Source organism: Pseudomonas juntendi, assembly GCF_021560075.1.
Classification (GTDB): domain Bacteria; phylum Pseudomonadota; class Gammaproteobacteria; order Pseudomonadales; family Pseudomonadaceae; genus Aquipseudomonas; species Aquipseudomonas juntendi.
Window position 1 is genome coordinate 3,774,165 of sequence record NZ_CP091088.1, and the last position, 12,746, is coordinate 3,786,910.

Here is a 12,746-nt window from a genome sequence, read left to right on the forward strand (position 1 = left end):
CTTTGCTTTTTTGAGCGTCATGTACACGAAAACGACATTTTTCCGACGATTGACGCGCCTGCTGACTGGCTCGCTGGCCACGCTGTGCCTGCTGATGCCCGGCGTTCGCACGCTAGCGGACGCGTTCACCTTGCCTGAACAGCTTATCGGTGTCACCCAAGGGTTTCTTGAATTTACCGTCGAAGATTATCTGGCCAGTACCCAGACCGCCGGCCGCTATGAAATCGAGGTCAGCTCGCTGGACCCGCGCCTGCGCATGCCGTTGTGCAGCCAGCAACTGGACGCCTCGCTGGAAAGCCCCGCGCAGCCACTGGGCCGGGTGACCGTGCGGGTGCGCTGCAATGGCGCCGCGCCGTGGACGGTATTCGTTCCCGCCACGGTGCGGCTGTTCCGCGACGTGGTGGTGGTAACCCGCCCGCTCAAGCGTGATAACGTCGTTGGTGAAGGCGACGTGGCCCTGCGCGAACGGGATGTCGGCACCCTGGGCCAGGGCTTCCTCAGCGAACTGGACCAAGCCGTGGGCATGAAGATGCTGCGCCCCACGGTGATCGACCAGGTGCTCACCCCGCAGCACCTGGAGCAGGCCGAGGTGGTGCGCAAGGGTGATCAGGTGGTCATCGTGGCGCGCAGCGGTAGCCTGAGCGTGCGCATGCCAGGCGAAGCCCTGAGCAAGGGCGGCCTCAGCGAGCAGATAAGGGTACGCAACCTCAATTCGAAACGGGTGGTCAAGGCCAGGGTCACCGGCCCTGGCCAGGTCGAGGTCAGCATGTAGACCAATCGCCAGAAGGCGCTGGCGGTGCGGAACCGCATTTCCTAAACTGTGTCAGAAAACGGGTGGCGAGCTTGCTGACAGGCGGCAACGCATTTGTGCCTAAAGTTTCTATCGGGTTGGCCGAAAACAAGGCAAGCGTCCAAATACCCAGAGGTTTCTGATCATGGTCATCGACTTCAGTCGTTTGAATAACTCTCCGTCCGTCACGGGCGGCGTGCGCGGTAACAGCGCCACCGGCAGCGCCGAAAAACCGGCAGCCAGCCAGGAAGCGGTGAAAGACACCGGCGCCAGCGGAGAAGCGGTACACCTCAGCCAAGAGGCCCAGCAGTTGCAGAAGATCAGCGACAAGCTGCGCGACGAACCGGTGGTCAACAGCGCCCGTGTGGCTCAGTTGAAACAGGCTATCGCCGACGGCAGCTACCAGGTCGATGCCGGCCGGGTCGCCAGCAAACTGCTTGATTTCGAAGCCCAGCGCTGACCGAGCGGCGCGCTGACTTCACGGACGCTAGAAAAGCCAAGAGTTAGCCATGCACGACACCACATTGCTGCAACTGATCGAAGATGACATTGCCCCGCTGCAGGAACTGCTAGACCTTCTGCACAAGGAAGCGATCGCCCTGCACGGCCGCGACATGCCGCTGCTGGAGCAGATCCTGGCGCGCAAGCAGTCGCTGATCATCTTGCTCGAACAGCATGGCCAGCGCCGCAGCCAGTTGCTTGCCAGCCTGGGGCTGAGTGCCGACCGCAGCGGCGTGCAGGCCATGGCCGCGCAGTCGCCGCACGGTGATGTGCTGTTGCAGCGGCTGGATATGCTGGCGCAACTGATGGATGAGTGCCAACAGGTCAACCAGACCAATGGCCGTATCATCCAGGTGCAGCAACACGTCACCAATAACCAGATCCGCATCCTTCAAGGCGGCGATTCACCGTCGCTGTACAATAGCCGTGGCGGCACATCGCTGCTGAGCAAGCCACGCGCCCTCAGCCAAGTCTGATTTTTCTATCAAGGCACGGAACATACTGGCAAAATGCCGTTACTTGCGTGAGTCGCTTTTGCCTGGAGAACGATAAGCCGTGTTCAATGAATCAGATGCCCCGCAACCGCCAAAGGTGCTGAGCACCCCTTTGGAGATTGCGGCCAACTTGCGGCAACTGCAAGAAAGCCACGACCCGCTGATCATCACCTTCCATGACCGCAGCCACCGCTTCCAGAGCTACGTGACGCACGTGGACCGTGAAAGCAACACCCTGGCGCTGGATGAAATGATCCCCCGTGACGGCGAGAAGTTCATCGAGAGCGGTGAACACTTCCGTGTCGAAGGCTTCCACGACGGCGTGCGTATTGCCTGGGAATGCAACCACGCCCTGAAGATCAGCGAAGTCAACGGCCACCGCTGCTACAGCGGCCCCTTGCCAGTCGAGATGACCTACCACCAGCGCCGCAATGCCTTCCGCGCCGCGCTGAAGCTGTCGCAACTGGTCGACGTGATCCTTGACGGTACCCACCTCAAAGGCAACGGTGCCCTGCGCGGCAAGCTGCTGGACATCTCCGCCACCGGCTGCAAACTGCGCTTCGAGGGCAATGTCGAAAGCCGCCTGCAACTGGGCCAGGTGTATGAGCGCTTCAAGGCGGGTAACCCGCTGGGCCTGGTCGACACCATGGTCGAGCTGCGCCACCTGCATTATGAAGAGCGCATCAACACCACCTTCGCCGGCGTACGCTTCCACAACCTCAGCGGCCCTGCACAGCGCAAGGTCGAGAGTTTCGTGTACCAGCTGCAGCGTGAGGCGCGGCGGTTCGACAAAGACGACTACTGACCGTCGGCTGGTTGAAGCAGAAACGCCACCTTTCGAGGTGGCGTTTTCGTTTGTGTTTCTCCAGTGCTGGCCCCTTCGCGGGCTCGCCCGCTCCCACAGGTATTGCACTGCCCTCAAGGCTGGCAGTGACCCTGTGAGAGCGGCAAGCCCGCGAAGAGGCCAGCACAGGCTTACACTGACTTGCTCGCGTCTTCAGCCTCGGGCGCCTGTTGCTCGGCCCCCTTCTCTTCCGCCTCGGTATCCTCTGCCGCCACCGGTGCCTGCATTACATCCTGCACGGTCTGCTCATCCACGCGCGGGTCCAGGGCCGCCGACAATGGCGAACCGGCCGCCGGCATCGCCACGTGACCAAGCGGTGCGTCCTGCACCTGGTGCAAGCCGGTAACCGCCTTCGGCCGGATGCGCCACACCAGCACCAGCGCAAAGAACACGAAGAAGGCATACAGCATCTGCGCGCCCAGCACCTTCATCAGCACGCCAGCCGCCAATGGCCCGATACAGGCGCCAACGCCGTAAGTCACCAGCAGCATCGCGGTCAACGACACCCGCCGCTCACTTTCCACGTGGTCGTTGGAAAACGCCACCGCCAGCGGATACAGGCAGAACTGCAACAGCGAAATCACGAAGCCGATGCCGAACAGCAACTCCAGCGGCACGCTGGGCAGTACCGCCAACGGCGCTGCCGCCAGTGCCAGGCCCACCGCCACGCTGCGGATCAGTACCGCCCGGTCGTAACGGTCGGACAACCAGCCCAGCGGCCACTGCACCAGCAGGCCGGCAAAGATGCAGCTACCCATGAACAAACCGATCTGCTCCGTACTCATGCCCTGGCTGGAGGCATACAACGGCGCCAGGCCGTAGAACGAACCCACGATCAGCCCCGAGCCGAGCACGGTGCTGAGCGACTGCGGCACGCGCTTGATGAAGAACTTCGGCTCCATCGGGGCCGGGCGCAAGGGTGCCGGGTGAATACGCCGGGTCATGGCCACCGGCACCAGGCACAGGGCGAAGCACATAGCCACCAGCATCAGTAATTCCGGGCCAAGCGCCGGGTGCACCACCAAAATCAGCTGGCCGAGCACCAGGCCCAGGTACGAGGCAATCATGTACCCGCTGAACACCGCGCCGCGGTGCTTCACATCCGCCTGCTCGTTGAGCCAACTCTCGATGACCATGTACTGGCACATCATGCCCAGGCCAACAATCATGCGCAGGCCGACCCACGCCGGCAGCCAGTCGGTCAGGCCATGGCCGAGCACCGCCGCGCCAACGATGCCGGCGCAGGTGGCATAGGCACGTATGTGCCCGACCCGACCGATCAGCCGGTGGCCGACCTTGCCGCCCACTGCCAGGCCAAAGTAGTTGGCCGCCATCAAGGCACCGACCCACAGGCTGTCGACGTGGTCGGCAGCCAGGCGCAAGGCGAGGTAGGTACTGAGCAGACCCGAGCCGATCAACATCATCAGCGCGGCGAAATACAACGACTGAAACGGCTTCCATACATTTCGCATAGGTACCGAGGAGCTCCCTGGTCAGGTGGCGGGCTGCTAGCAGCATAAGGGCAAAACCCGCTCGGCGCAGGCCCCCTTGAGCGATTTGCCGCCATGGCGGCGTGTCCGGTGCAGGTGGTGTCGCGATCAGGCTGGTACTGCCAGCACGCGCTGTTTGGCACGGCTGCTGGCGACCTAGCCTTCGATGAATTCGCAGTTCAACAGTTCCCACGCCAACGGCGCTGCATGGCTCACTCGCGCAAGGTCATGCCATTGGCTGGCAGCGGCAGGGCGGTTTTATAGCGCACCTGCTTCAGGGCAAAACTCGAGCGAATATTGGCCACCCCCGGCAACCGGGTCAGGTAATCGAGAAACCGCTCCAGCGCCTGGATGCTTGGCAGCAGTACCCGCAGCAGGTAGTCCGGGTCACCGGTCATCAGGTAGCACTCCATCACCTCGGGCCGCTCGGCGATTTCTTCCTCGAAGCGATGCAGCGACTGCTCCACCTGTTTCTCCAGGCTGACATGAATGAACACGTTCACATCCAGCCCCAGCACTTCGGGCGACAACAACGTCACCTGCTGCCGAATCACGCCAAGCTCTTCCATGGCCCGCACCCGGTTGAAACAGGGCGTGGGCGACAGGTTCACCGAGCGTGCCAGCTCGGCGTTGGTGATGCGGGCGTTCTCCTGCAGGCTGTTGAGAATGCCGATATCGGTACGATCGAGTTTGCGCATGAGACAAAATCACCGGTTTTTTTTGGTTATACGGAATGATTATCTGCCGCGCACAGCAAAGGCAATCAACTTGAGAGAAAAATTCTCCTGCCGGGCCACTAAGATGTAGGTGACGCTGACCTGCCAGTCACAAGCCGGCACTCAGCGGCGGCCGCTTCAAAGCTCACAAAAACAAATACCCGAGCGAGCGTAAAAAGCATGAACGAGTACGCCCCCCTGCGTTTGCATGTGCCCGAGCCCACCGGCCGGCCAGGCTGCCAGACCGATTTTTCCTACCTGCGCCTGAACGACGCAGGTCAAGCCCGCAAGCCTCCTGTGGATGTCGATGCTGCCGACACCGCCGACCTTTCCTACAGCCTGGTCCGCGTCCTTGACGAGCAAGGTAACGCTCAGGGCCCGTGGGCTGCAGACATCGACCCGCAGGTCCTGCGCCAGGGCATGCGCGCCATGCTCAAGACCCGGGTGTTCGACAGCCGCATGGTAGTTGCCCAGCGCCAGAAGAAGATGTCTTTCTACATGCAGAGCCTGGGCGAGGAAGCCATCGGCAGCGGCCAGGCACTGGCATTGAACCGCACCGACATGTGCTTCCCCACCTACCGCCAGCAAAGCATCCTGATGGCCCGCGACGTGTCACTGGTGGACATGATCTGCCAGTTGCTGTCCAACGAGCGCGATCCGCTCAAGGGCCGCCAGCTGCCGATCATGTACTCGGTACGCGAGGCCGGCTTCTTCACCATCAGCGGCAACCTGGCCACCCAGTTCGTGCAAGCCGTCGGCTGGGCGATGGCCTCGGCGATCAAGGGCGATACCAAGATCGCCTCGGCGTGGATCGGCGACGGCGCCACCGCCGAGTCGGACTTCCACACCGCCCTGACCTTCGCTCACGTGTACCGGGCGCCGGTCATTCTCAACGTGGTCAACAACCAGTGGGCCATCTCGACCTTCCAGGCCATTGCCGGTGGCGAATCGACCACCTTCGCCGGCCGTGGCGTGGGCTGCGGCATCGCCTCGCTGAGGGTCGACGGCAACGACTTCGTCGCGGTGTACGCCGCCTCGCGCTGGGCCGCCGAACGCGCGCGCCGTGGCATGGGCCCCAGCCTGATCGAGTGGGTCACCTACCGCGCCGGCCCGCACTCGACCTCTGACGACCCGTCCAAGTACCGCCCCGCCGATGACTGGAGCCACTTCCCGCTGGGTGACCCGATCGCCCGGCTTAAGCAGCACCTGATCAAGATCGGCCACTGGTCCGAAGAAGAACACCAGGCCACCACCGCCGAATTTGAAGCGGCGGTGATCGCCGCGCAGAAAGAGGCCGAGCAATACGGCACCCTGGCCAACGGTCACATCCCGAGCGCTGCCTCGATGTTCGAGGACGTGTACAAGGAAATGCCCGACCACCTGCGCCGCCAACGCCAGGAACTGGGGGTTTGACATGAACGACCACAACAACAGCATCAACCCGGAAACCGCCATGGCCACCACCACCATGACCATGATCCAGGCCCTGCGCTCGGCCATGGATGTCATGCTTGAACGCGACGACAATGTAGTGGTGTACGGCCAGGACGTCGGCTACTTTGGCGGCGTGTTCCGCTGCACCGAAGGCCTGCAGGCCAAGTACGGCAAGTCGCGCGTATTCGACGCGCCGATCTCCGAGAGCGGTATCGTCGGCACCGCGGTAGGCATGGGCGCCTACGGTTTGCGCCCGGTGGTGGAAATCCAGTTTGCCGACTACTTCTACCCTGCCTCTGACCAGATCGTTTCCGAAATGGCCCGCCTGCGTTACCGCTCGGCCGGTGAATTCATCGCCCCGCTGACCCTGCGCATGCCCTGCGGCGGCGGCATTTACGGTGGCCAGACCCACAGCCAGAGCCCGGAAGCCATGTTCACCCAGGTGTGCGGCCTGCGTACGGTCATGCCATCGAACCCATACGACGCCAAGGGCCTGCTGATCGCCTCGATCGAATGCGACGACCCGGTGATTTTCCTGGAGCCCAAGCGCCTGTACAACGGCCCGTTCGACGGCCACCACGACCGCCCCGTGACACCCTGGTCGAAACACCCGCACAGTGCCGTGCCCGACGGCTACTACAGCGTACCGCTGGACAAGGCCGCCATTGCCCGGCCAGGCAATGACGTGACCGTGTTGACGTACGGCACCACCGTGTACGTCGCCCAGGTGGCAGCCGAAGAGAGCGGCGTCGATGCCGAAGTGATCGACCTGCGCAGCCTCTGGCCGCTGGACCTCGAGGCCATTGTCACATCGGTGAAAAAAACCGGCCGCTGCGTGGTAGTGCACGAGGCCACCCGCACCTGTGGCTTTGGTGCCGAACTGGTGTCGCTGGTGCAGGAGCACTGCTTCCACCACCTGGAGGCGCCAATCGAGCGTGTCACCGGCTGGGACACCCCCTACCCTCACGCACAGGAATGGGCTTACTTCCCTGGGCCTTCGCGGGTAGGCGCGGCATTGAAAAAGGTCATGGAGGTCTGAATGGGCACGCACGTCATCAAGATGCCGGACATTGGCGAAGGCATTGCGCAGGTCGAGTTGGTGGAATGGTTCGTCAAGGTCGGCGACACCATCGCCGAAGACCAGGTGGTGGCCGATGTCATGACCGACAAGGCAACTGTGGAAATCCCTTCGCCGGTCAGTGGCAAAGTATTGGCCTTGGGCGGCCAACCCGGGGAAGTGATGGCGGTCGGCAGCGAGCTGATCCGCATCGAGGTGGAAGGCAGCGGTAACCATGTGGATGTGCCGCAGGCCAAACAGGTGGAAACTGCAGCTGCGCCGGCAGCGCCGCAGGAACCCGTTAAACCGGTCGCCTGCCAGGCACCGGCCAACCATGAAACCGCGCCCATCGTGCCGCGTCAGCCGGGCGACAAGCCGCTGGCTTCGCCCGCCGTGCGCAAGCGCGCCCTGGATGCGGGTATCGAACTGCGCTACGTGCATGGCAGCGGCCCGGCCGGGCGCATTCTGCACGAAGACCTCGACGCCTTCATGAGCAAGCCGCAAAGCAGCACTGGGCAGGCGCCGAATGGCTATGCCAAGCGCACCGACAGCCAGCAGGTGCCGGTGATCGGCCTGCGCCGCAAGATTGCCCAGCGCATGCAGGACGCCAAGCGCCGGGTCGCGCACTTCAGCTACGTGGAAGAAATCGACGTCACGGCCCTCGAAGCCCTGCGCCAGCAACTCAACAGCAAGCACGGCGACAGCCGCGGCAAACTCACCCTGCTGCCGTTCCTGGTGCGTGCGCTGGTGGTGGCGCTGCGTGATTTCCCGCAGATCAACGCGACCTACGACGACGAAGCGCAGGTCATCACCCGCCATGGTGCGGTGCATGTCGGCATCGCCACGCAAGGGGACAACGGGCTGATGGTGCCGGTGCTGCGCCACGCCGAAGCAGGCAGTCTGTGGGCCAACGCCAGCGAGATCACACGCCTGGCCCATGCCGCGCGCAACAACAAGGCCAACCGCGAAGAACTGTCCGGTTCGACCATCACCCTGACCAGCCTCGGAGCGCTGGGCGGTATCGTCAGCACGCCCGTGGTGAACACGCCGGAGGTGGCGATCGTCGGCGTCAACCGCATGGTCGAGCGGCCGGTGGTGATCGACGGCCAGGTCGTCGTGCGCAAGATGATGAACCTGTCCAGCTCATTCGACCACCGGGTGGTCGATGGCATGGACGCCGCCCTGTTCATCCAGGCCGTGCGTGGCCTGCTCGAACAACCTGCCTGCCTGTTCGTGGAGTGATCATGCAACAAACCCTACAAACCACCTTGCTGATCATCGGCGGCGGCCCTGGCGGCTATGTCGCGGCCATCCGCGCCGGGCAACTGGGCATACCCACGGTGCTGGTCGAGGGCCAGGCGCTGGGCGGCACTTGCCTGAACATCGGCTGCATCCCGTCCAAGGCACTGATCCACGTGGCCGAGCAGTACCACCAGGCCACCCGCTACACCGAAGCCTCGCCGCTGGGCATCAGCGTGGCTTCGGCGCGCCTGGACATCGGCCAGAGCGTGGCCTGGAAGGACGGCATCGTCGACCGCCTGACCACCGGGGTCGCCGCCTTGCTGAAAAAACACGGAGTCAAGGTTGTGCATGGCTGGGCCAAGCTGCTCGACGGCAAGCAGGTCGAGGTCGATGGCCAACGTATCCAGTGCGAACACCTGCTGCTGGCCACCGGCTCCAGCAGCGTTGAACTGCCGATGCTGCCGCTGGGTGGCGCGGTCATTTCCTCCACCGAAGCGCTGGCACCCAAAGCCCTGCCCCAACACCTGGTGGTGGTGGGCGGTGGTTACATCGGCCTGGAGCTGGGTATCGCCTATCGCAAACTGGGCGCGCGGGTCAGCGTGGTGGAAGCGCGCGAGCGCATTCTGCCGACTTACGACACTGAACTGACGGCGCCGGTGGCCGAGTCGCTGAAAAAGCTGGGCATCGCCCTGCACCTGGGCCATACCGTCGAGGGTTACCAAGATGGCTGCCTGCTGGCCAATGATGGCCAGGGTGGGCAGTTGCGCCTGGAGGCTGACCAGGTACTGGTGGCGGTCGGCCGCCGACCACGCACCCGCGGCTTCAACCTGGAATGCCTGGACCTGAAGATGAACGGCCCCGGCATCGCCATCGACGAGCGCTGCCAGACCAGCATGCACAATGTCTGGGCCATCGGCGACGTGGCTGGCGAGCCGATGCTGGCGCACCGGGCCATGGCCCAAGGCGAGATGGTGGCCGAGATCATCGCCGGCAAAACCCGCCGTTTCGAGCCGGCAGCCATTGCCGCCGTGTGCTTCACCGACCCGGAAGTGGTGGTAGTCGGCAAAACCCCGGAGCAGGCCAGCCAGCAGGGCCTGGACTGCATCGTCGCGCAGTTCCCGTTTGCCGCCAATGGCCGGGCCATGAGCCTGGAGTCGAAAAGCGGTTTCGTGCGCGTGGTGGCGCGCCGTGACAACCATTTGATCGTGGGTTGGCAGGCGGTTGGCGTGGCCGTTTCCGAGCTGTCCACGGCGTTTGCCCAGTCGCTGGAGATGGGCTCACGCCTGGAGGATGTGGCCGGTACCATCCATGCCCACCCGACACTGGGTGAGGCGGTACAGGAAGCGGCACTGCGCGCCTTGGGGCACGCCCTGCATATCTGACACTGAAGCGGCCAAGGCCGATTTGGCCCGCTGCGCCGTGAGGCGCCGCGGGTCTTTTTTTACTCACGGGGCCGGCACAGGCTACTCGGCTATGACGTTCTTGCCATTGCCCTTGGCCCGGTACAGCGCCTGGTCCGCCCGCGCCAGCAGCTCGACCTGGTCTTCCGCGCCGCGCCGCTGTACCACGCCGTAGCTCATGGTCAGCTGGCAGTCGCCCACCGGCTCCAGCTGCTGTACGGCCTGGCGCAGGCGCGTTGCCACGTCCAACGCTTCGCTCAGGGCGGTCTGCGGCAGCACGATGATGAACTCGTCACCCCCCCAACGCGCCAACAGGTCAAAATCACGCAGGCAGCTGCGCAGGTTTTCCGCCACCTGCACCAATGCCCTGTCACCCTGCGCGTGGCCATAGCGGTCGTTGATCGGCTTGAAATCATCCATGTCCATGGCAATCAGCGACAACGGCTGGCGAAAGCGCTGAGCGCGCTGACACTCCAGTTGCAGCTCCTTTTCCAGCCGGTAGCGACTGGCGACGCGGGTCAGGGCATCGCGTTCGGCCAGCTCGCGGTTTTCATCCAGCTGGCGCTGCAACTGCTGGTTGACCCAGGACAGTTCGCGGGTGCGTTCGGCAACCAGGCTCTCCAGTGATTGGTTCTTCTGTTGCAGCTGCGCAACCAGGCGCTTGCCAGCGTCAATGTTGCGGTGCGCACCGAGCATGCGTGCCACCGAGCCATCGGCGTTGCGGTCGATGATATAGCCAGTGTCCTCGATCCACAGGTAACTGCCATCCTGGCAGCGGCAACGGTACTCGATAAGGTAACGCTCGGTGCGCTGCTCGATGTAGGCCTCGAAATGTGCCATCACCCGGGGGTAGTCTTCGGGATGGATCACACTTTCCCAGGTGAATACCGAATTGGCCTTGGAATGGTTGGCATAGCCCAGCATGGCGTACCAACCGGGGTTGCGATAAACGTAGCCGGTGTTGGCGTTCCAGTCCCAGATGCCATCGCTGACCAACTCGAACAAGGTGTGCAACTGCTGTTCACTGAAGCCGGCGGGCGCCGGCCTGGTTTCCTGATTCATGCGCTCTCCCTGATGCCCAGCAACTGCGTGCCCATCAAGGGGCTGCCGACATTATGTGTTTGCCGCAGGCGGCAAGATCATGTCTGTCAGTGGCAAGCATAAGCCTGGCGCTGGGAGACCGGAAGAGATCCAACGGCGTATATTTTTACTGGCCATGACGGCCTGATCGGCGGCAAGCCTCAGGGCTTTGGAGAGGTAGGCAAACAGGGGGGGAAATGGCGTCCCAGGCAGGAATTGAACCTGCAACCTTCCCCTTAGGAGGGGGATGCTCTATCCAATTGAGCTACTGAGACGCAAACACCGGCAGCGAGCGCTGCACAGCGGGACGGCGAGCATGTTAACCAGCATGCCAGCGTTTGTCATGCCTGTACCGGGCTTTTTCGCGTAATCCTTTTCTGGCACTACGTCGCCCCGGGCAGCACGCCCGTTTCGCGCAGCAGTGTGAACAGGCCGGCGACGGCTGTTTCCAGGCGGTTGGAATTGTCCAGCACATGCACGGTGGGGTCGCTGGTGTGCTGTAAACGTGCATTACGGGCCAGGCGCTGCTCGACTTGCGCCGCCGTTTCCCGCCCGCGGGCCAACAAGCGCTCGCGCAGCACTTCGGGGCTGACTTCGACCAGCACCGCCAACAGGTCTGGGTAACGCGCACGGGCTTCGGCCAAATAGGCGCGCGAGCCATTGACCAGCACCGGCCTGCCCGCCTGCAGCCAGGCGTCCACCTGCACCGCAATGCCATAGTCCAGGCCATTGGCCTGCCAATGCATGGCGAACGCGCCCTGCGCGAGCAGGGCCGCAAATTGCTGCGGGGTAACGCCATGGGCCGCTTCGCCCCGCGCTTCTGCCGAGCGGGTAATGACCCTGTGGGCGATTTCCACGCCGGCGGCAGCCAGTTGCTCACGGGAAGCTTCCAGGATGGAATCCTTCCCAGACCCTGACGGGCCCATCAAAAATATCAGCCGCCCTGCCCCTGATCGGCGGTCGCTTGCGTCATGTTGCATAGCCACTATGCTCTATAGAGGGAACCCGGCGCATTCTAGGGGTTTTCCTGGTCTTTTGCTGTTTTTTACCAGTTTTTGACGGCAAAAGGCTGACGGTCAGGCGAGCCGGAGCATGTAAAACTTTTCAAACCAGTACTCATTTCTGATAATTGGTACTGGCACAAAGCCTTTACCCGGCTCACTATTTGTCACAGAATTGACGCCAAGGAAACGGCGACCTTGAGGCAAGATGAGCATCCAATTTTCACTGACGGTTGAACATTTTGTCGCCACGACGGTCGTATTTTCACCCCCGTGCGGCCAATTTGAGAACCGCTTCCCCTGAACCAAAATCCGGTCAATTTATATGCGCCCAATGAAACAGGCTATTTATTCGAGCCGCACCGCTGACAAGTTCGTCGTCCGCCTGCCAGACGGAATGCGTGAGCGCATTGCCGAGGTAGCGCGCAACCATCACCGCAGCATGAACTCCGAAATCATCGCACGCCTGGAGCAGAGCCTTATCCAGGAAGGCGCGTTGGGTGACGAGCTGAGCATGCGCCTGGACAGCCCGGAGCTGTCCCTGCATGAACGCGAGTTGCTGCAACGTTTCCGTCAGCTGTCCCACCGCCAGCAAAACGCCTTGGTTGCGCTGATCGCGCACGATGCAGAGATGGCAGCCGACGCTTCCTGAAGGTTGCCAGCGGATACAAAAAAGCCAGCGTCAGCTGGCTTTTTT

13 protein-coding genes and 1 tRNA gene are annotated in these 12,746 nt (G+C 62.9%); 9 read left to right on the forward strand and 5 right to left on the reverse strand.

The genetic code is table 11. The features are described 5' to 3' along the window. Window positions 1-19: 19 nt before the first annotated feature. The 4 genes from flgA to L1P09_RS17530 all read left to right on the forward strand — a co-directional run bounded on the left by flgA (window position 20) and on the right by L1P09_RS17530 (window position 2,590). Window positions 20-772 carry a flagellar basal body P-ring formation chaperone FlgA gene (gene flgA, locus L1P09_RS17515; RefSeq protein WP_054904786.1) on the forward strand — a complete coding sequence of 251 codons (753 nt, stop codon included), beginning with the start codon at window positions 20-22 and terminating at the stop codon, window positions 770-772. Window positions 773-935: 163 nt separating this feature from the next. Next, a complete protein-coding gene (flgM, locus tag L1P09_RS17520) occupies window positions 936-1,250 on the forward strand; it encodes a flagellar biosynthesis anti-sigma factor FlgM (RefSeq protein ID WP_009684251.1) in 315 nt (104 codons plus the stop codon). 49 nt (window positions 1,251-1,299) lie between these two features. Then, window positions 1,300-1,767 (forward strand): flagella synthesis protein FlgN, encoded by a 468-nt coding sequence (locus tag L1P09_RS17525; RefSeq protein WP_235767941.1) that lies wholly within the window; start codon window positions 1,300-1,302, stop codon window positions 1,765-1,767. A 79-nt stretch (window positions 1,768-1,846) separates the two neighbouring features. Next, the gene (locus L1P09_RS17530) at window positions 1,847-2,590 is read left to right on the forward strand and encodes a flagellar brake protein (RefSeq protein WP_054904783.1); all 744 of its coding nucleotides are present in this window, start codon (window positions 1,847-1,849) and stop codon (window positions 2,588-2,590) included. Between the two features lie 170 nt (window positions 2,591-2,760). Here L1P09_RS17530 and L1P09_RS17535 read toward each other — a convergent pair whose 3' ends face one another. Next, on the reverse strand, window positions 2,761-4,101 hold the full coding sequence (locus tag L1P09_RS17535) for an MFS transporter (RefSeq protein ID WP_054904782.1): 1,341 nt from the start codon (window positions 4,099-4,101) through the stop codon (window positions 2,761-2,763). A 230-nt stretch (window positions 4,102-4,331) separates the two neighbouring features. After that, the gene (bkdR, locus tag L1P09_RS17540) at window positions 4,332-4,817 is read right to left on the reverse strand and encodes a Bkd operon transcriptional regulator BkdR (RefSeq protein ID WP_003254485.1); all 486 of its coding nucleotides are present in this window, start codon (window positions 4,815-4,817) and stop codon (window positions 4,332-4,334) included. A 198-nt stretch (window positions 4,818-5,015) separates the two neighbouring features. On the opposite strand from bkdR, the gene L1P09_RS17545 reads away from it, so the two are divergent. From L1P09_RS17545 to lpdA, 4 genes are read left to right on the forward strand one after another with little or no spacing between them, the layout of a single operon-like run. After that, the gene (locus L1P09_RS17545; protein ID WP_029887003.1) at window positions 5,016-6,248 is read left to right on the forward strand and encodes a 3-methyl-2-oxobutanoate dehydrogenase (2-methylpropanoyl-transferring) subunit alpha; all 1,233 of its coding nucleotides are present in this window, start codon (window positions 5,016-5,018) and stop codon (window positions 6,246-6,248) included. A 1-nt stretch (window position 6,249) separates the two neighbouring features. Beyond that, complete coding sequence (locus tag L1P09_RS17550) at window positions 6,250-7,308, forward strand: alpha-ketoacid dehydrogenase subunit beta (RefSeq protein WP_009684256.1); 1,059 nt, start codon at window positions 6,250-6,252, stop codon at window positions 7,306-7,308. Further along, window positions 7,309-8,568 (forward strand): dihydrolipoamide acetyltransferase family protein, encoded by a 1,260-nt coding sequence (locus L1P09_RS17555; protein WP_235767942.1) that lies wholly within the window; start codon window positions 7,309-7,311, stop codon window positions 8,566-8,568. It begins immediately after the preceding gene. A gap of 2 nt (window positions 8,569-8,570) precedes the next feature. After that, window positions 8,571-9,950 (forward strand): dihydrolipoyl dehydrogenase, encoded by a 1,380-nt coding sequence (gene lpdA / locus L1P09_RS17560; protein ID WP_054904780.1) that lies wholly within the window; start codon window positions 8,571-8,573, stop codon window positions 9,948-9,950. A gap of 81 nt (window positions 9,951-10,031) precedes the next feature. Here the strand turns inward: lpdA and L1P09_RS17565 are convergent, their stop codons facing one another. The 3 genes from L1P09_RS17565 to phnN all read right to left on the reverse strand — a co-directional run bounded on the left by L1P09_RS17565 (window position 10,032) and on the right by phnN (window position 12,028). Then, window positions 10,032-11,030, reverse strand: coding sequence for a sensor domain-containing diguanylate cyclase (locus L1P09_RS17565; RefSeq protein WP_054904779.1), 999 nt, complete (start codon window positions 11,028-11,030; stop codon window positions 10,032-10,034). 216 nt (window positions 11,031-11,246) lie between these two features. Next, window positions 11,247-11,323: transfer RNA gene (locus L1P09_RS17570), tRNA-Arg, on the reverse strand. A gap of 108 nt (window positions 11,324-11,431) precedes the next feature. Further along, window positions 11,432-12,028, reverse strand: coding sequence for a phosphonate metabolism protein/1,5-bisphosphokinase (PRPP-forming) PhnN (phnN, locus tag L1P09_RS17575; RefSeq protein WP_235767943.1), 597 nt, complete (start codon window positions 12,026-12,028; stop codon window positions 11,432-11,434). 346 nt (window positions 12,029-12,374) lie between these two features. Here phnN and L1P09_RS17580 point away from each other — a divergent pair, with 346 nt between their 5' ends. After that, complete coding sequence (locus L1P09_RS17580) at window positions 12,375-12,701, forward strand: Arc family DNA-binding protein (RefSeq protein ID WP_009681471.1); 327 nt, start codon at window positions 12,375-12,377, stop codon at window positions 12,699-12,701. The last annotated feature ends 45 nt before the right edge of the window (window positions 12,702-12,746 follow it).

Excerpts from the sequence above, each read along its gene's own strand:
- flgA (WP_054904786.1), top strand. The coding sequence starts at position 20 with ATGTACACGAAAACGACATTTTTCCGACGATTGACGCGCCTGCTGACT.
- flgM (WP_009684251.1), top strand. The coding sequence starts at position 936 with ATGGTCATCGACTTCAGTCGTTTGAATAACTCTCCGTCCGTCACGGGC.
- L1P09_RS17525 (WP_235767941.1), top strand. The coding sequence starts at position 1,300 with ATGCACGACACCACATTGCTGCAACTGATCGAAGATGACATTGCCCCG.
- L1P09_RS17535 (WP_054904782.1), bottom strand. The coding sequence starts at position 4,101 with ATGCGAAATGTATGGAAGCCGTTTCAGTCGTTGTATTTCGCCGCGCTG.
- bkdR (WP_003254485.1), bottom strand. The coding sequence starts at position 4,817 with ATGCGCAAACTCGATCGTACCGATATCGGCATTCTCAACAGCCTGCAG.
- L1P09_RS17545 (WP_029887003.1), top strand. The coding sequence starts at position 5,016 with ATGAACGAGTACGCCCCCCTGCGTTTGCATGTGCCCGAGCCCACCGGC.
- L1P09_RS17550 (WP_009684256.1), top strand. The coding sequence starts at position 6,250 with ATGAACGACCACAACAACAGCATCAACCCGGAAACCGCCATGGCCACC.
- L1P09_RS17555 (WP_235767942.1), top strand. The coding sequence starts at position 7,309 with ATGGGCACGCACGTCATCAAGATGCCGGACATTGGCGAAGGCATTGCG.
- lpdA (WP_054904780.1), top strand. The coding sequence starts at position 8,571 with ATGCAACAAACCCTACAAACCACCTTGCTGATCATCGGCGGCGGCCCT.
- L1P09_RS17565 (WP_054904779.1), bottom strand. The coding sequence starts at position 11,030 with ATGAATCAGGAAACCAGGCCGGCGCCCGCCGGCTTCAGTGAACAGCAG.
- phnN (WP_235767943.1), bottom strand. The coding sequence starts at position 12,028 with ATGCAACATGACGCAAGCGACCGCCGATCAGGGGCAGGGCGGCTGATA.
- L1P09_RS17580 (WP_009681471.1), top strand. The coding sequence starts at position 12,375 with ATGCGCCCAATGAAACAGGCTATTTATTCGAGCCGCACCGCTGACAAG.